This window comes from Imperialibacter sp., assembly GCF_040222815.1.
Classification (GTDB): domain Bacteria; phylum Bacteroidota; class Bacteroidia; order Cytophagales; family Cyclobacteriaceae; genus Imperialibacter.
On sequence record NZ_JAVKCH010000048.1, the window covers coordinates 237,711 to 255,688 of the forward strand.

The following is a 17,978-nucleotide window of genomic DNA, read 5'->3' on the forward strand; positions in this document are numbered from 1 at the left end:
GGCCAGCTTTAGATTCAAACGTATTTATTTACCACCCTTTTCAAGCCATCTGTAAGGAGCGAAACGTTGAAATTGATGATCAAACCAACACTTTTTTTTGCTAACTTCATATAGGTTAAAACCTGCGCAAGGGCAATAGGAGGTAATTCTGTTACAGCTTTTATTTCTACTATGATTTGCTTCTCCACAAAAAGGTCAATTCTGTACCCACATTCCAGAACGACACCGTCATAAATCAATGGCATCGGCTTTTCCTTTTCAACATAAAGCCCGGATTTAACTAATTCGTAGTAAAGACATTCTTGATAGGAAGATTCAAGCAGGCCCGGGCCCAGCGCTCTATGCACTTTTATAGCGCAGCCGATGATCTTTTCAGTTAGTTGGTTGTCAGTCATAGTTTTGTGAATAAGTAGTGATTATTTTACACGATAATTTAACATTATAAAGTTTATATTTGCTTTTTTATTCAAAGTGAACGCCACTTTAAAGCTACGAAGACTCTTTATAACTCACTTATCTTTATTGTGAAGGCAAGAAAAAGACCACCACAGAGAAAAGGAATGGACACAGAGGGAAGTCATCTACTTCAGGTTTGGTTTTGGCTGCACAGCAGGTAAAATCTCTGTGCAACTCTTTTTAACTCTGCGGTAGAAATAAAAATAAAGAGGAACCACCGAAGAGAAAGGGGAGTGACACAGAGGAGAGCCTCCGGCCTCAGGTTCTGTTTTGGCTGCACAGCAGCTAAAATCTCTGCGCTACTCTGCTATCTCTGTGGTGGGGAAAATGTGGTAGTAAAATTCCAGGTACTTACTGAAATAATCCCAGGTATATCAGCACTCCTCAACCGCAGTGCATCAATTGCCTTCTGCCTCGCTGTCACTAGTTGTGTAGAAGCTAACCAAGTTCCTCCAGCTCCTCCTCAAACCCTCCCGATAAAATAGGAAACCGGCACCACGTCCGTGGGTCCACGTTGAAATCGTCGAGGTGGAAGGCGGGGGCGATGCGCTCTCTTTTCCATTGGTTACGGCTCCACAGGCGGAAGAAGCGCTTGATGTGTTGCTTCAATAACGCATCGGGCTCTAGCTTCAGCATTTTCACTATTTCGAAAACTTCCAGAGGTGACTTCCGGTTGCGGATGCCTTCCCGTTCTATGGCTACCAACACGTGGTAAGGCATCAGGTCAGTTTCATCGCTCTGGTGCTGCTCTTTAGGCCGCAGTTCGGCTGTTGGTGTAAGGCTGTTCACTCTTCTCAAGCCTTCGTAGCCAAGCTCCCTTTGCGCCCACTTGAGCCATTGTTTTACAAACTCCTTGTCAACAGCGGCAATGGGCGCCAGGCTGCCACTAGTGTCGCCGTCCATGGTGGCATAACCCACATCGCCTTCACTGCGGTTGCTGGTGGTGAGTAGTAGCGCATTGGCAATGTTCGCCAGCATCCAGATAATCGGTGATCGGGCCCGGGCTTGTATGTTCTGCAAAGCAATGTCGTCCTTTTCCCAGGTAAGCTGCCGACCCAGTGCCTTTTCCACCTTTTCTCTGTAGCCCCTTACTTCGTCGTCGATCTGCCATTGGAAGAAAGTGGCTCCGATGCTTTCTGCCAGCTCTTTGGCGGAATCGAAAGTATCGTCGGAGCTATTCACCGTGCCCTGGTAGGCCGTTTGCAAAATGCTATGGACAATTGTCTTTCTGTCGTTTGGCAAAGAGGATGGCAACCCCAGCATTGTTTTGAAGGCATCGAACCCCAGCTCTTCAGTGCCTCTTCTGACCATTTCGGCCACCAGCACAGCGCAGGTAGATGAATCGGCGCCACCGGAAAGTGACAGCACAAAACCCTTGCTGCGGCTCTTTCTCATGTAGTCAAACAAAGCCAACGAAGCTGCCTTTGGAAACTCTTCATTTTGATCCGCTATTGGCTTGATCGCCTGACGTTCCGACCGCTCAGGGTTGCTGAAGTTGACCTCACAGGTCTGCAGCTTCCAGCTTACAAACGAAAGTCGCTGCCCATAAGAAAGTAGCTCTCCATACTGCGCTAGTATCACATCACCATCGTACACCATGCGCCCCGCCTCATTGCCCAATAGGTTGCAGTAGAGGTAGGCCACATTGAATTTCTTCGAACTCTCAACGACCAGGTTTTGCCTGAAGCTGGCTTTACCAAAGGCAAAATGACTGGCGCTTGGGTTGAGAATAAGCGCTACGCCTTTTTCCATATGATGGCAGGCTGGTCGCACGTCATGCCAGGCGTCTTCACAAATCTCAAAACCCAGGTGTACGTCTTTCAGGTGAAAGGTGAGCTCGCCTATAGGATAAGCCTTGCCATCAACTTCAATGGTATCACTGGTAGAAGGGGGCCATGGGGTAAACCAACGGGGCTCGTAGTGAACACCTTCGTTGGCCAGAGTTTGTTTGGCGTAGAAGCCCTGGATTTGACCATCGACTATATAGCAGGTGCAGTTGTATACTTTGTTCTGATGACGCACAGGCAAGCCAAGCGCTACGGCTAGTCCGTCACACTTCGGGGCTATTTCGAGCAAGATTTCCATGGCTCTGGTTGGCAGCCATTTGCTCAGAAAGAGGTCTTCACAGCCATAGCCTGTAATGCACAGCTCGGGCAGGCAAAGCAACTCTACGCCTTCCTTTTTCGCTTGTGCGATGCAGGCCAGCATATTGGCTTTGTTGTTTTTCCAGTCTAAAGGGATTTGGTTGACGGTAGCGCCACCCAGCTTGAGTGTTTTCATTCGTTCATTCAGTACCAGATAAGGTGTGTTTGGTAGGGGAGGATTATCAATTGAAAACGAGTGTCAGTCTGAGCCTGTCGAAGACCGATTCAAACACCAATTCTATGTTTCGACAAGCTCAACATGACATTCCTGTGAAGCTCGCTGCCCTCATCCATCAAGCACGTCCTTAAAACAAGCCGAAGTTATGGCAGGTTTAGCATTTCGCAAGTTTTTTGAGCGGCATCTTGCTCGGCTTTTTTCTTGCTCAACCCAAATCCTTTGCCGAAGGGTTCTTCATCCACCATCACAAGTGCTTCAAACTTGCGTGGAAAGCTGTCCTGATTGAGCTCGGTAATTTCGAACCGAATGTCCCTGTTTTCCTTTTGGGCCCATTCTATGACTTTGCTTTTGTAGTTAGGGTTGTTTCGAACAATATGATGTATGTCGAAGTGGTTTTTCATCAGCTTGTTCATCACAAACTTGCGGCAGAACCGGTAGCCTCTGTCGAGGTACACAGCGCCAATGAGTGCCTCCAGGGTGTCGCCGTATATCGACTTATGACCTACACCGTTACGGCCTCCCCCTTCATATTCTATGATCTCCCCAATGCCCAGCTTTCTCGCAAGGTCATTGAGGCTCTCCCGGTTCACAATGCGTGACCTGATCTCAGTGAGGAAGCCCTCGTCTTTGAAAGGGTATTTATTAAAGAGATACTCTGCCACAATCATGCCCAGCACTGCGTCCCCAAGGTACTCCAGCCTTTCGTTTGATTCCTTGAAACCGTTATTATTTTCTTTGGCAGCAGAACTATGGATCACCGACAGCCTGTACAACTGGATATTGATCGGAGAGTAGCCGACAATGGTTTTGACAGCTCTGCTTAGGGAGCGTTCCTTTTCTGTGTAAATTGTAAAGACTGACTTGAGACGCCTGACCAGATTCAGCACTATCCCTCGTATTTACGGAAGATGATGGAGGTGTTGTGGCCGCCAAAACCAAAAGTGTTGCTTAGTGCGATGTCGATTTTGCGTGCCTGTGCCTTGTTGAATGTGAAATTCAGCTTGCTGTCCAGCTCTTCGTCGTCAGTGAAGTGATTGATGGTAGGAGGAACGAGCTGATGTTGAATGGCCATGATCGAAGCCACTGCTTCAATAGCTCCAGCAGCTCCAAGTAAGTGCCCTGTCATGGATTTGGTTGAGCTGATGTTGACATTGTAGGCATGGGATCCAAACACTTCTCTTATCGCCAGCGTTTCGCCTTTGTCGCCAAGTGGTGTAGAGGTACCATGAACGTTGATATAATCTACGTCTGTAGTTTTGATGCCGGCATCTCTTAAAGCGTTGATCATCACATTCTTTGCTCCCAAGCCTTCAGGATGCGGAGCAGTAATGTGGTAAGCATCGGACGACATGCCGCCGCCAATAAACTCAGCGTAGATTTTTGCACCACGGGCTTTGGCATGCTCCAGTTCTTCAAGAATGATACATGCCCCTCCCTCGCCTAATACAAACCCGTCCCTATCTTTGTCGAACGGACGGGATGCCGTGGCAGGGTCATCGTTGCGCTCAGAAAGAGCCTTAAGTGCGTTAAATCCGCCCACACCCGCTTCACACACTGTGGCTTCAGAACCGCCGGAAATAATCACGTCGGCATGGCCTAGTTTAATATAATTGAGCGAGTCGATGAGGGCGTTGGTAGCAGAGGCACAAGCAGAAACTGTAACGAAATTGGGCCCTCTGAACCCGTAAGTGATGGAAATGTAGCCGGCAGCTATGTCGGCAATCATTTTGGGAATAAAGAATGGGTTGAATCTGGGTGTTCCATCGCCACGTGAAAAGTCAGTGACTTCGTCTTGAAAAGTTTTGAGGCCTCCGATGCCGGCACCCCAAATCACTCCAACCCTGTCTTTGTTTACTTTTTCCAGGTCAAGACCTGAATGTTTGATGGCCTCTTCACTCACTATAAGTGCATACTGAGTGAAGGGGTCCATCTTTCTTGCATCCTTTCTATCGAAATGATTGAGAGGATCATAGTTTTTTACCTCGCAGGCGAACTTTGTTCTGAATTTTTCGGCATCAAACCGGGTAATAGGGGCCGCACCACTTACTCCATTGGAAAGTCCTTTCCAATATTCTTCGAGGTTATTGCCGATGGGGGTAAGCGCTCCAAGACCTGTAACTACTACTCTTCTGCCATTCATAAAAGGGTGTCCGCCGGGTTGAGATTTATTTTGCGTTTTCTTCGAGATATGTAATTGCTTGTCCTACAGTGGTGATATTTTCGGCTTGATCATCAGGAATAGAAATATTGAACTCCTTTTCGAACTCCATGATAAGTTCTACTGTGTCAAGAGAATCAGCACCCAAGTCGTTGGTGAAGCTTGCCTCAGGAGTAACTTCAGATTCTTCTACCCCAAGCTTATCCACGATGATAGCCTTAACTTTTTGTGCAATTTCAGACATTTTTTTAATGTTTAGTTAGTAAAAAACACTGCAAAGAAATAGATATTCCCCAATAATGTCAAACAAATTCGTTCAATCTTAATTTTAGCTAAAGATAGCAAAAAACGGTTCGGAAAGGGCTTTTTTGGGCTGAAAATGAATGGGTTACCTGAACTTAAAAGTGAGTGCGTAAGCCTGGGGAAAACATTGCTTTAATAGCCTGAAGGTGCCTTAAAGCGACACTTTAGCAAGCTGGAGAATTGTTGGAGTGTTGCAGGTTGCATCCTCTTGTTGCTTCCTTTGCATGGTATGCCTGCTGCTAGTTTCGAATGGGGCGGTGCGCCATTGATTACCCTCAGGGAGTAAAAAAGATTTGACAGCCGGTGTTTTTTCGACGTTGAATTTGCCCTTTTTGCCTTTATGGCTACCGCAATAACGCTAACTTTGTGTTGGTAAACGCTCCGCCGCCTGTCACATAATAGTGAAATGTGCGCTATACTCACAGGCTGGGCCGAAGAGGTGATGCCGAATAGAAATGACCAAAATTCCGGAAGCCACAGGTGAAGAGCAAAAAGTTACATATTGAATACAATTATGACTTCACGCTGCTTGGCCTGGCCACTTCCGCCAGGGAGTATAAGCTTGCCTGGCATATTAATAGTGCGCTTGGTGTGAGACTGGTAAAACAGCAGGAACTCAGTGTGGAATTTCTCAATGATCGTGAAATCACCATTTCACACTTTTTATTTAAAACGGAATACAGTACTTTTCGGCTCCTTAAGAATAAGAGCCTGGCAGGTGCCGGAAAATCCGGCTTTTTACTAGCTGAGCTGGCTCACTTCGATTATCTCATAATGATTAATGACGACGGCGGATTTTTTGATCCTGATGGTACCCTTACGGCTCTGAAAAGCATACCCGTGGTAGAGTATCTGGCCTCAATTAATATCAATAAACTGAAAGAAAAGGAAAATCTTATATTTGAATAACACTCATGGAAAGCTCACCAATTTTTAATAAGACGAAAATCATAGCCACCGTAGGGCCTGCCTCTAACAGTAAGGACATGCTGAAGAGCCTTATACAGACGGGGGTAGATGTTTTTCGTCTCAACTTTTCCCACGGTTCGCATGAAGACCACCTTAAGGTCATTAAGCTGGTAAGGGAACTCAACGAGGAAATGGGTACGCATGTGGCTTTGCTACAAGATCTTCAGGGGCCTAAGATTCGTACCCGTGATATGGAGAATGGGGGCGTAGAAATTGTGCCGGGTCAGGAAATCATTATCACCACAAGAAAGCTGGTAGGTAATGCTCAGATTATCAGTACGACCTATACAGGTATTTGTAACGATGTGAGCATTGGAGACTCTATCCTTATCGACGACGGCAACCTGGAGCTGAAAGTGTTGGCTACTTCCAGCGACGAAGTGAAGTGTCAGGTAGTATACGGTGGCATTTTGAAGTCAAAAAAAGGCATCAACTTGCCTAATACGCCAGTGTCCGCCCCGTCGCTGACTGAAAAGGATGAGGAGGATTTGTATTTTGGTTTGGAGCATGAGGTTGACTGGATAGCACTTTCATTTGTTCGGAAAGCGGAGGATGTACTTGACCTGAAAGAAAAGATAAGGAGGAAAGGCGGCACTTCTCGGATCATCGCCAAGATTGAAAAGCCGGAAGCGCTCAAAAATATAGACGCTATTATAGAAGCAGCCGATGGCCTGATGGTGGCACGTGGCGACTTGGGTGTGGAGATTCCTATGGAAGACGTACCGTTAGCTCAGAAGATGATGGTAAGCAAGTGCAACAAGGCGGCAAAGCCTGTGATTATTGCTACTCAAATGATGGAGAGCATGATCGAAAACCCAAGGCCTACCAGGGCTGAGGCGAACGACGTGGCCAACGCCGTGATGGATGGCGCTGACACGGTGATGCTAAGTGCAGAGTCAGCTTCAGGCAAGTTTCCGGTGCAGTCGGTAAAAAGCATGGTGAAGATCATCACCTCCATTGAGCAGGGCACCGACGTAATGTTCAATAAGTTCTCTGAAAGTAACGACGACTCTGCCACACTTGTGAACGACAAGCTGGTAAGAGCTGCCGCACGTTTGAGCGCCAACATCGATGCCAAAGCTATTTTGGGAATGACAAAATCGGGATACACAGGTTTCAGACTATCGTCGCACAGACCTAAGGCGAATATCTTTATATTCACTGATGACCGAAAGATCTTGAATACCATGAATCTTGTTTGGGGTATCCGTGGGTTTTATTACAACCAAAGGGTTGGCGCTGAAGAAACATTGAAGCACCTGGAAGACATCCTCATAGATAAAGGCTTCTTGCACAAAGGCGACACCGTGGTGTACACAGGTTCACAGCCACACCACTGGGAGAACCGCACCAACATGATGAAGGTGGATGTAATCGAGTAATATTGATTGTTAATAGATGATGTGAGAGCCACCGGAGAGTTTCGGTGGCTTTTTTGACCCTTTGTATGGAGCTACTCTGCTCATTTCAAGCCGACGCCACTGGTATATTCCGCCTGGCGTTCATACTCCTCCCACCACCAGTCGGACATGTGCAGTCGCCGGTATTTTGACTTGGTACGCTTTTCCATCCTTCATGGTAATTTCTGAGATAGCCAGCCAGAAAAAAAAACGAATTCTTACTTTTGGCTTTATCAAAAACTCAATACCATGTTAAAAAACTTACTCTTCTGCGGTCTTGCCTTTGTGTCGCTGGCGTTAAATGCACAAACCTCCAACCTCCCATACTATCAAATCCCTGACTACCCGGCTTCCTATGGCCCTGGCACTGTTGCTGCCCGCATGGTAGACGGCCTGGGCTTTCGCTACTACTGGGCTACAGAAGGGCTGCGCCCTGAAGACCTGGCCTGGAGCCCCGGCGAAGAGGCTCGCAGCAGTATGGCTACTGTAAAGCACATTCACGGCCTCAGCCAGGTGATTGTGAATGCTACCCGCAAGCAACCCAACGTTGGCGGAGAGCCTGCGCCCGAAACTTTCGAGGCGTTGCGCAAGGCTACGTTGCTTAATATTCAGGAGGCCAGCCAAAAACTGCTTACTGCCAGTGCGGCAGATCTGGAAAGCTACCAGATGGTGTTTGGCAGTGGAGACAAAGCGCAGGTATATCCTTTTTGGAATGTGATCAACGGCCCTATTGCCGATGCCTTGTGGCACGTAGGTCAAGTGGTTACCTTCCGTCGTTCGTCGGGCAACCCGCTGCCCAAGGGAGTAGGGGTGCTCGAAGGGAAGAAGTTTGAGTAACTAAAGAGGTTACTCTCTACATCCCTGCAGATGTAACCTCTTTAGTTTTTGACGTATCGTCTTCGAAGATTAAAGAAGTTACTATTTTCTTTGGGGCAGAGTAACCTCTTAAACTTAATGCTATTTACCAAAGAGGTTATTCTCTACATCCCTGCAGATGTAACCTCTTTAGTTTTTGACGTATCGTCTTCGAACATTAAAGAGGTTACTACTTTCTTGGGGGCAGCGTAACCTCTTTAATTTGCCGCAGAGTAACCTCTTTATTCCGATACCCCCAGCCCCAGCTGCACAATTGGCTTCGCCGCCTTATGGTGCTCTTCGTCGAGCTCGTCTACTATTTCTATGTCGGCAATTCGGTGGATTTTGGTTTCTTCGCCCAACAGGCACGTGACAAGGTGGTTCACAGCCGCAAGCAGGGTGTTGTCGTCGAGGTGCGGGCAGTTGCCCGCCTCTATGAGCAGGGTGTGTTGTCTTCCGCTCGCAGGTATCAGCACATAGTGCCAGGGATTGGCATCTACCGGCTGTTGGTTCATTTCTTCGTCGTAGACCGTGAAGTTAAAGTCTTGTTTCTTTGGCTGATGGGCCGGGTAAAACTCCCAGTCAGCCAGGTCAGGGGCCTGCTCCACAATGGCCTTGGTTTGCTCCAATAGGTCGGGATCGCCGTTAGGAGAGATAGTCAGGCTCCAAGGGTGGTGCATGCCTTTCTCAATGTCCCACGTGAAGGTGCCAATGGCCAGGATGTGCTGGTCGAGGGAGCTAACTATGTATTCACGATCAGGGTGGGAGGGGTTAAGCAGCACGGTGCGGATGCGGCCAAGGTTGTCTTCGAACCAGGACCAGAAGGCGAAGATGTTGTTGTTGGAGGACATGGGCGAAGGGTTGAAGATCTGAGTATTTGAAGAATTGAGGATGCGAAAGTACGGATTTGGAGGTTACGGATTGAAGGTATTTGAAATTTCTGATTAGAAATCCCTTTTAGCCTTTCGGGCGTCTGACGATTGCCGACGCAAAAAAGCCTGCGCTATCATACCGACGCCAGCTCCGGTCTCCCGTCTTCCAGCTTCTGTCTCCCTTTAAGTCTTTCGGGCGTCTGATGATTGCCGATTCAGAATGCCAGCGCTATCGTTCCGCCTGCTTCGGACTTCGGTTTCCTGTCTTCCGGCTTCTGTCTCCCGTCTTCCCATCTTCTTAGCCTCTGGCGCAAGAGGGCTACTGCTGCTGCTGTATCTGTTGGTAGCGCTGGAAAGAATTGACGTCGGGCGTAGCGGTAGCTTTAGCGATTTCTTCCAGGGCCAGGTCTTGGTTTACTTTTGGCCCTCCTTCATATTCTACCGATACCGCTACTTCCAGGGTGTGGTCTGCTGCTCCTTTGTAGGTGCCTTTCACTGGTGAGCAGTCCACAAAGCTGCGGCCTATGGCCAGGCGCACGTGCAGGTCGTTAACCAGGCAATTGTTGGTAGGGTCAATGCCCACCCAGCCATGGTCGGGGACGTAGGCTTCCACCCAGGCATGGGTAGCACCTTCGCCCCTCATACCATTTTTATTGGGACACACATAACCGCTCACATAGCGGGCCGGAATAAAGAGCTGACGCAACATCACAAGCAACATGTGCGCAAAATCCTGACAAACGCCAGACTTCAGTTTCCAGATTTCATCGAGGGTAGTTTCCACAGTGGTTACACCTTTGATATAACTGAAATTGCTAAACACATACTCGCTAAGGTTAAGTGCGGCTTGTAGTGGAGTGGCGTTTTGTTTCTTGACCGACTCAATCATTGACATCACTTCAGGAATCGCCTGAAAGTTTTCCTGCCTGAGAAAGTCGATGTAAGGCACATGATTCGATATGTTGTAAAGGTGCTTCCATTGCTCATCGGCTGGGCTTTCGTCGGCAACCTCCGGTGCTTTCTTTGTTTCAACCTCCAGAATAGAATCGATCAGCAGCTGCAAGTGTGGCTCAGCGAAAGCAAAGGAGCCCACGTTGTTGCCGTAATAGTCTTTGTGCACATACACTTCCGGGTTGCCGGTAATGATCACTTGATGCTGGAGAACCTCCTGATGATCGTCCTGAATAGGATAGAGCATGATTTCGTTGGCACTGTTCGTCGCCGAGGTGGTGTAGGTGTATTTGGTCAGGTGGCGGATGTTGAACTTGGGCATAAAGGAATTGCTAATTTGAAATTCAGGGTTTGACAATTTCGGATTGGAAGTTACAAATTTGATGTTAAAGAATAGGAAGTTGCTGATTTGAGATTTCTGATTTAGCCACTTTTATGTCTCCGACTTTCGCCTGTCTTCCGCCTCCTACCTTCCAACTTCCTCTAGCTATACGCAAAGCAATACTGGTTCAGCTTGCTGCTAATGTCCGACAAGTCCTTTTTAATATCTGCCAGATAGGTATGTAGTCCCATGGCCTCAATATCGTTGAGCGTAGAGTAGCGTACCTTACTGCGCAGCTTGCCTATTTCGAAATTGAGTTCATCAAAGCTTGCTTTGTCAAGGTAGGCACTGAGCTGCTCGAAGTTGCGGTGGAGGTGATCCAACGAGTAGATGACAGACCTTGGAAAATGCGTATTCAACACAATTTGATGAACCACATTGCGGGCCTCAAACCCTGATTGGTAGTTTTTTAGGTAAAGCTTATACCCCGACACCGACATCAGCAGGTACTTCCAGTAGAGCGTGTCGTAAGCTTGTGTGTCTTCTGCCGACATACTGCCAAGTTTTACATCAAGGATATCGATAGACTGCAGTGCTCTTTCCAAAAACTTACCGAGCGACATGAAACAGTAACCGCTGCCTCTCGACATGGTAATGTCTACGGTGCCATAATAAACCAGGCACTGCTTTACCATCAGGTCAATGACCGAGATAGCGTCGCCTTGCGCCAGGCTGTTGATGTGGCGTTCGTCCCTGATAAGGTGATAGAAGTCGTTGAGGCATTGCCAGACCTCTATAGTGACATTGTCCTGCACAGAGCGGGCATTCTCCCTGGCGTGGATCACTATGTTTTGTACGGAGTTGCCATTTTCCTTGTCAAGGATCATGTAACGCAACACCTCACTGCTTTCGTTGGCCAACTCAATAATCGCAGGCCCTTCCAGATAGGTGAACACCTTCAGCACCGGCTGCCAGCTAAAGTCGCTGAGGTTGTCCTGCGACGAATTGTAATTCACTTTCAGCATGCGGAGAATGCCGTCGGAGCGCTCCATGTAACGAGCCATCCAAAAAAGTGAGTCTGCTACTCTGCTAAGCATATATTTGTTCTCTAAAGTGTTTTACCAATTTAATAATTAAGCCAATACCCAGGTGTCCTTGCTGCCACCGCCCTGTGAGGAGTTCACCACCATGGAGCCTTCTTTTAAAGCAACTCTGGTGAGTCCACCGGGCACTATTTCGATGCCTTCAGGGCCAAACAATGCAAACGGGCGCAAGTCGACACGTCGTGGTGTTAGTTTGCCATTAATATAGCAGGGGGTGGTGGAAAGACTGATAATTGGTTGTGCAATGAACTGTCTTGGCTCTTTGATCACCGCTTTCTTATAGTCCTCAATTTCCTTTTCTGTAGCGGAATTACCCATCAACATATCGTAGCCACCTGAGCCATTGGTCTTTTTGATCACCATAGAGGTGATGTTGTTGAAAACATGCTCGAGCTGTTCGGGGTCTGCGCAATGATAGGTCGGCACATTGCTGAGGATGGGTTCCTCGTTAAGGTAGTACTTGATCATGTCAGGCACAAAGGTGTAAATGGCTTTGTCGTCGGCTACCCCATTGCCTACTGCGTTCACAATAGCTACGTTACCTTTTCTATAGGCCGACATAATGCCCGCAACCCCCAGCACACTTTCCTTGTTGAAAACAAGTGGGTCAAGAAAATCATCATCCACCCTGCGATAAATAACATCCACCTGCTGTAGACCATAGGTTGTTTTCATGAACACCTTATGGTTTTCCACCACAAGGTCACGCCCCTCCACCAACTCTATGCCCATGAGGCGGGCCAGAGTCGTATGCTCAAAGTAGGCAGAGTTGAACATGCCCGGCGTAAGCAACACTACGGTTGGGTTAGCCACCTGCCGGGGCGAGAGCGACTTGAGGTTTTTGTGTAGCAACGTGGGATACTGCGTCACTGACCTCACAGAGTTGCGTCGCAGCACGTCAGGAAAAATCCGCTTGGTAATCTCCCTGTTTTCGATCATGTACGACACGCCGGACGGCGTGCGAAGGTTGTCCTCCAATACATAGAAAGTGCCATCGCCACCACGGATAATGTCAATACCCGATATATGCACATAGATGTCGTGCGGTACTTTCAGCCCGTGCATTTCACGAATAAAATGAGGGCAGGAATAGATAATGTCGGTTGGCACGATACCGTCCTTCAGAATGAACTGATGGGAATAAATGTCTTTCAGGAACAGGTTGAGCGCCTTGAGCCTCTGTCTGATGCCTCTCTCTACAAAATCCCACTCGTCGGCCGTGATGATTCTTGGGATGATGTCGAAAGGAAATATTTTTTCTATGCCCTCGCCGCTGGAGTACACCGTGAAAGTGATTCCCTGGCTCATGAAGAGGCGCTTGGAGAGCTCTTCCTTCATGGTGAGGTCTTCAGGACTGTTACTCTTAAGAAAATTAAAAATTCCCTGATAGGCAGTTCTTACGTCTTTGCCCTGGTACATTTCATCAAAAGTACCCTCGCCGATGTGGTAAGACTCGAAAATGTTGGTGTGTTGCATGAAGCCTTTGCTTAATTTTAGTCGATACCTTTTTTAAACATTTGTGAAGCGGCCATTGTTCGGGTCAATCATTTCGATTGACTTTGCAATGAATCGCCACGCAGTTTCCTCCTCAGCCCGAGGACATGAAGCAAAGCCTGCCTGGCGTCCGCAGATCAATCCGATTAGGTTGCTCGCAAATGGACTCTATATAATCAATCAGGGTGTGTGTTAAATATCTCGCAATAAATTATGACTTCATTTGAAATAAGTCTAATGAATATCAAAATTTATTAGAAAAGAGTCCAAATTATGTTTGTCTTTCTAATACATGGAGGCCGTTGACAGCGATTTGACACGCCAGTAACGGCTATCTTCTTTAATATAGTCAATAGTGGAGATTAATAAAAATGAATGATGGTAGTGTTAGGTTGTAGGGCAAGCACTCCTTAACGGCTGGCTAAACTAGTGAGGATTTACTCCGTTTCTGGTTTTCTGATTTTACCGATAGGTAATTTAGACAGGTTCGAAACACGGGATATTGTTCGGCGTTTTCTTGTTCTATTTATAGCGGAATGGCTATATTGAAAGCTTTTCCCCGAAAGGGAAATACTGTTACTTAAACTACATTGATACCATGCAGGATCAGAATAGCACCCACCAATACGATGCCATTGTTGTAGGGTCAGGAATAAGTGGAGGTTGGGCCGCCAAAGAGCTTTGTGAAAAAGGATTGAAAACGCTGGTGCTCGAAAGGGGGCGGTCGGTGAAGCATGGTGAATACCCAACTGCCCATCTCGATCCGTGGGATATGCCCAATAATGGCGCACTCACCTATGAAGAGCAACAGGAGCGACCCGTACAAAGCCGCACAGGATGGATAGGTCAGGACACCAAGCACTTTTTTGTTAATGATAAAGAGAACCCTTATGATGAAGTGAAGCGTTTTGACTGGATTCGCAGCTACCAGACAGGCGGCCGCTCACTTACCTGGGGCAGGCAAACTTACCGGTTAAGCGACCTCGATTTTGAGGCCAATGCCAAAGAGGGTATCGGAGTGGATTGGCCCATTCGATACAAAGATATATCTCCCTGGTATGACTATGTGGAAAGGTATGTGGGCATCAGCGGAGAAGCCATGGGCTTGCCACACTTGCCCGACGGACAGTTCTTACCCGGTATGGAGCTTAACTGCGTGGAGCAACACACAAAAGAACAAATAGAAAAGAACTTCAAGCACCGCTACCTTACCATTGGCAGGGTCACTAACCTCACCCAGCAGCACAATGGCCGGGGGCCTTGTCAGTACCGCAATAGGTGTTCACGTGGCTGCCCATTTGCAGGCTACTTTAGTAGCGTGTCTTCCACCTTGCCGGACGCTGAAAAAACTGGCAACCTTACCATGGTGTCCAATGCAATTGTTCATTCAATTATTTACGACGATAAAACCGGCAGAGCCAGTGGCGTGCAGGTGATTGATGCCGAAACTAAGGCAACAACAGAATACTTCGCAAAGATCGTTTTCCTGAACGCTTCGGCGATGGGGTCGACTTTTATCCTCATGAATTCGATCAGTGAGCGATTCCCAACGGGCCTGGGCAACGACTCTGATCAGCTGGGCCGTAACTTGATGGATCACCACTATCGGGTAGGCGCTATTGGAGACTTTGAAGGGTTTGCCGATAAGTACTACGAAGGCCGCAGACCCAACGGTATTTACATTCCTCGCTTCAGGAATATCAATGAAGAAACCAAAAGGACAGATTATGTCAGAGGCTTTGGTTATCAGGGCGGCGCCGAAAGGGCAGGAGCTGGCCGGGGAGGGAGTGTGCCTGGCTTTGGCGCCGATTTCAAGGACGGACTGATGGAGCCAGGGCCATGGCAAATGGCTTTGGTCGGGTTCGGAGAATGCCTTCCGCATCAGGACAACCGCATGTGGCTGAATTTCGACAAAAAGGATCCTTACGGCTTACCTACGCTCACGGTTGACGCCGAATTCAGAGAAAATGAAATGGCCATGAGAAAGGACATGGCTGACTCCGCTGCCGAGATGCTTGAAGCCAGCGGTTATAAGAAGGTAGAAACTTATGACTCTCCTGCAGCTATAGGGCTCGGTATACACGAGATGGGAACCGCCAGGATGGGTAGCGATCCAAAAACGTCTGTTCTGAACAAATGGAATCAGGTGCATGGTGCTCCTAATGTATTTGTGACAGATGGTGCAGCAATGACCTCGTCGGCATGTCAGAATCCCTCACTTACTTATATGGCTCTCACAGCCAGGGCTGCCAATTATGCGGCTGAACAACTAAAAAAGAAAAATCTCTAAGCCATGGATAGAAGACAAGTAATCAAAAGAATGGCCCTGAGTATGGGGTGTACGCTTTCGGCACCGGCAATTGTATCGATCCTCAATAGCTGCGAAGCTGCTCCCGAGGTTGGGTGGCAACCTTTGGTGTTTTCTCCTTCTCAAGCAGCCGCCCTGGAAGAGTTGACAGAGGCTATTCTTCCTAAAACCACTACGCCTGGCGCTAAGGATATGAAGGTTGCCCAGACCATGGATGCCTTTATTTCAGTGGTATTTTCTCCGGCGGATAGAGAACAGTTTAAAACAGATTTTGAGGCTTTTTTGAATGAGTGCGAAAGTAGCCAGGGCAAAACGTTTGTAAAATGTGGTGCTGAGGAAAGGAGTGCCTTTCTAAGCAACTACGATACACCGGAGTCATACGGGATATCGGTTTGGGGCACAGATATGGCCAAAAAGCCAGTGAACTCCATTTTTAAGAAAGTCAAGGCAATGACAGTGTCCAGCTACTTCAATACTGAGGAGCTGGGTGAACGCATATTAAGGTACCAGTCAATACCGGGCAAATACGTAGCCTGCCAGCCTTATGAGAAAGGAACAAAGGTGTGGTCGTTGTAATGGGGCAGCAGCATACTTGGGAGTCGGTTACTTTCGGTGTGTGAGTAATAATCATTAAAGGTTCTGGCAGAAGCTTAAGAGCCTGACCAGACCCTCTTCACTTTTCAAATCGATTGATTCCTTTTTTATGAAGTCACGGATTTCATTTTTATAGCGTGGCAATATCCTGTAGATGTTCTTGCCACTGGCCGGGAACACTCTTTGGTTTCGGTCAACAAGAAAGAATGCCACCTTCTTTTCAACGATGATGTTGCTACGGGCAAACTGATCTTCCAGCACTCTATCGGTGTCGTTTCCTACTCTCCTTAGTACGATGTTGGTAGTGGAGGGATCGACAAAATTGGAGTATCCATCAAAGGTGCCTTCGTCTACCGGAATTAAATGAACGAAGTCTTTTCTGGCAAGCTTTGGGAACAATGAGTCGCTCTCTACTTCTACAAGGCCATATTTATAGTCGTTGAGAATGATCGTACCTCCAAAGTCATACTTTTGAACCAGATAGTCGTTTTTCAAAAAAGTGGTATCTTTCTTTACGCTGATCAACACCATTTTCTGATATAGCAGGCTATAGTTGGCCATGGCCAGCGAGGTGTTACCATCCACATAGAAAATTGCGCATTTACGGAAATCCGGAAACAGATACAGCTCATCGAATGGTACTATGCTTTCCACCCTGACACCTGCGGGGACACGGTAAGGCCAATTCGACTGGCCCACCATCTCTCCCTGAAAAAGAAAAAATAGCAATGTAACTATCAAAGCCCTCATATCAGGTGGTTTTTGCAAGTACCCGTGAAACCCAAGCGTTTAACAACTCAACCGCTGTTTGGTTTGGTGGCAGGAGCTTTTATCAAGGTATGAATTTAGGCAGAGGAGTTCAAGATAGTCGTCCTGTATTAATATGCACAACCTGTCAGTAAATGACTGGCTATCAATATTGCGGGCGTGGCAGACGCACTCAGCGAGAGCAAAGCAACCCTTTAGAATTGAATAGGGCCAGGAAGGGCTTTGGAGGCGAACTCTGTACGCTATTCAGCTTCTGGAGGCACTTATTTCACTGCGAAGAGTCCTCCTCTTCGAAGAGGTTCCCCGTTTTGTTGACGATTTCATGAATAATAGCATCCAGTTGCTCGATAGTTAGCTGCATGTTCTTAAAAACTTGCCGGTTTTCTTCAAGCGAGTTTTGATCCCAATCAACCAGCATCATCAGCCCTTTAATCGAAGCCACCGGCCCCCGCACCTTGTGCGATTGTATCCAGGCTATTTCTTTCAAGGCCTCATTTTGGCGCTTAAGCCGCTCTTCAGTTTCTTTAAATGCAGTGACATCTTTGGCAGTGACCAAAATGCTGGTATCGAGGTCGCTGCTTCCCGACAGAAGCGAAAAGGAAACGGCGTGTGTAACGGCAACGTTACCCGACGTAAGGAAATTAAGCTCCACATTCACCGAGATGTTATTTTCCTTCAAATCTTTCTCGATCCGATTCAGGCTATCCTGATAGTTGGGGCCGAGTAGCTTGCTGAATGGCTGGTCAACAAGCTGGTCTTTCGTATAGCCAAGGGAGCTTAGTACCTGATGGTTGACTGTCTCAATTGTGAAGTCTTTCTTTAATATTATCAAGAGGTCAATTACTCCCCTGTAGATGTTTTGGAGGTAGTTTCTGGATACGGTAGATGCCTTAATCTCTTCTCCCAGCATGTTGATGCCCCCGATGAGGCCATCAAGCTCGTTGTTTTCGGCTGAGCGCTGAAGTCGGTAGTTGTAATTTCCGTTGGCAATTTCGAATATCATAGACTGGATTTCTTCAATCCGATTGTAGATATCTGCTGGTAGGGTTGATTTAAGTGACATGCTCTAAGGTAAAATATGCCCAATAAATTGGACATAAACA

Annotated in this window: 16 protein-coding genes; 5 read left to right on the forward strand and 11 right to left on the reverse strand. The window is 47.5% G+C overall.

The window, feature by feature from the left end:
* Nucleotides 1-14 precede the first annotated feature (14 nt).
* The 5 genes from RIF36_RS24015 to RIF36_RS24035 form a co-directional block, all read right to left on the reverse strand.
* Nucleotides 15-395 carry a GxxExxY protein gene (locus RIF36_RS24015; RefSeq protein ID WP_350072223.1) on the reverse strand — a complete coding sequence of 127 codons (381 nt, stop codon included), beginning with the start codon at nt 393-395 and terminating at the stop codon, nt 15-17.
* Between the two features lie 499 nt (nt 396-894).
* Nucleotides 895-2,736, reverse strand: coding sequence for an NAD(+) synthase (gene nadE / locus RIF36_RS24020; RefSeq protein ID WP_350120030.1), 1,842 nt, complete (start codon nt 2,734-2,736; stop codon nt 895-897).
* Between the two features lie 185 nt (nt 2,737-2,921).
* Complete coding sequence (rnc, locus tag RIF36_RS24025) at nt 2,922-3,665, reverse strand: ribonuclease III (RefSeq protein ID WP_350072225.1); 744 nt, start codon at nt 3,663-3,665, stop codon at nt 2,922-2,924.
* Nucleotides 3,665-4,918 (reverse strand): beta-ketoacyl-ACP synthase II, encoded by a 1,254-nt coding sequence (gene fabF / locus RIF36_RS24030; protein ID WP_350120027.1) that lies wholly within the window; start codon nt 4,916-4,918, stop codon nt 3,665-3,667. Before fabF ends, rnc begins: the two co-directional genes overlap by 1 nt.
* A 25-nt stretch (nt 4,919-4,943) precedes the next feature.
* Nucleotides 4,944-5,180, reverse strand: a complete 237-nt coding sequence (locus RIF36_RS24035; protein ID WP_151998840.1) for an acyl carrier protein — start codon at nt 5,178-5,180, stop codon at nt 4,944-4,946.
* Nucleotides 5,181-5,719: 539 nt separating this feature from the next.
* Here RIF36_RS24035 and RIF36_RS24040 point away from each other — a divergent pair.
* The 3 genes from RIF36_RS24040 (at nt 5,720) to RIF36_RS24050 (ending at nt 8,445) form a co-directional block, all read left to right on the forward strand.
* Nucleotides 5,720-6,148, forward strand: a complete 429-nt coding sequence (locus RIF36_RS24040; protein WP_151998839.1) for an IPExxxVDY family protein — start codon at nt 5,720-5,722, stop codon at nt 6,146-6,148.
* 5 nt (nt 6,149-6,153) lie between these two features.
* On the forward strand, nt 6,154-7,590 hold the full coding sequence (pyk, locus tag RIF36_RS24045) for a pyruvate kinase (RefSeq protein WP_350120024.1): 1,437 nt from the start codon (nt 6,154-6,156) through the stop codon (nt 7,588-7,590).
* Nucleotides 7,591-7,857: 267 nt separating this feature from the next.
* Nucleotides 7,858-8,445 carry a DinB family protein gene (locus tag RIF36_RS24050; RefSeq protein WP_350120021.1) on the forward strand — a complete coding sequence of 196 codons (588 nt, stop codon included), beginning with the start codon at nt 7,858-7,860 and terminating at the stop codon, nt 8,443-8,445.
* Between the two features lie 260 nt (nt 8,446-8,705).
* On the opposite strand, the gene RIF36_RS24055 is transcribed toward RIF36_RS24050, so the two are convergent.
* The 4 genes from RIF36_RS24055 to RIF36_RS24070 all read right to left on the reverse strand — a co-directional run bounded on the left by RIF36_RS24055 (nt 8,706) and on the right by RIF36_RS24070 (nt 13,187).
* A complete protein-coding gene (locus tag RIF36_RS24055; protein ID WP_350072230.1) occupies nt 8,706-9,314 on the reverse strand; it encodes a hypothetical protein in 609 nt (202 codons plus the stop codon).
* A 340-nt stretch (nt 9,315-9,654) separates the two neighbouring features.
* Nucleotides 9,655-10,608, reverse strand: coding sequence for a transglutaminase family protein (locus tag RIF36_RS24060; RefSeq protein ID WP_350120018.1), 954 nt, complete (start codon nt 10,606-10,608; stop codon nt 9,655-9,657).
* A gap of 161 nt (nt 10,609-10,769) precedes the next feature.
* On the reverse strand, nt 10,770-11,705 hold the full coding sequence (locus RIF36_RS24065; protein WP_350120015.1) for an alpha-E domain-containing protein: 936 nt from the start codon (nt 11,703-11,705) through the stop codon (nt 10,770-10,772).
* Nucleotides 11,706-11,741: 36 nt separating this feature from the next.
* Nucleotides 11,742-13,187, reverse strand: a complete 1,446-nt coding sequence (locus RIF36_RS24070; protein WP_151998832.1) for a circularly permuted type 2 ATP-grasp protein — start codon at nt 13,185-13,187, stop codon at nt 11,742-11,744.
* Between the two features lie 616 nt (nt 13,188-13,803).
* On the opposite strand from RIF36_RS24070, the gene RIF36_RS24075 reads away from it, so the two are divergent.
* Together RIF36_RS24075 and RIF36_RS24080 are read left to right on the forward strand one after the other, a co-directional pair.
* On the forward strand, nt 13,804-15,495 hold the full coding sequence (locus RIF36_RS24075) for a GMC oxidoreductase (protein ID WP_350072233.1): 1,692 nt from the start codon (nt 13,804-13,806) through the stop codon (nt 15,493-15,495).
* 3 nt (nt 15,496-15,498) lie between these two features.
* The gene (locus RIF36_RS24080; RefSeq protein ID WP_350072234.1) at nt 15,499-16,089 is read left to right on the forward strand and encodes a gluconate 2-dehydrogenase subunit 3 family protein; all 591 of its coding nucleotides are present in this window, start codon (nt 15,499-15,501) and stop codon (nt 16,087-16,089) included.
* 54 nt (nt 16,090-16,143) lie between these two features.
* Here the strand turns inward: RIF36_RS24080 and RIF36_RS24085 are convergent, their stop codons facing one another.
* Nucleotides 16,144-16,857 (reverse strand): hypothetical protein, encoded by a 714-nt coding sequence (locus RIF36_RS24085; RefSeq protein ID WP_350072235.1) that lies wholly within the window; start codon nt 16,855-16,857, stop codon nt 16,144-16,146.
* A gap of 286 nt (nt 16,858-17,143) precedes the next feature.
* Complete coding sequence (locus tag RIF36_RS24090) at nt 17,144-17,938, reverse strand: PAS domain S-box protein (RefSeq protein WP_350072236.1); 795 nt, start codon at nt 17,936-17,938, stop codon at nt 17,144-17,146.
* Nucleotides 17,939-17,978 lie beyond the last annotated feature (40 nt).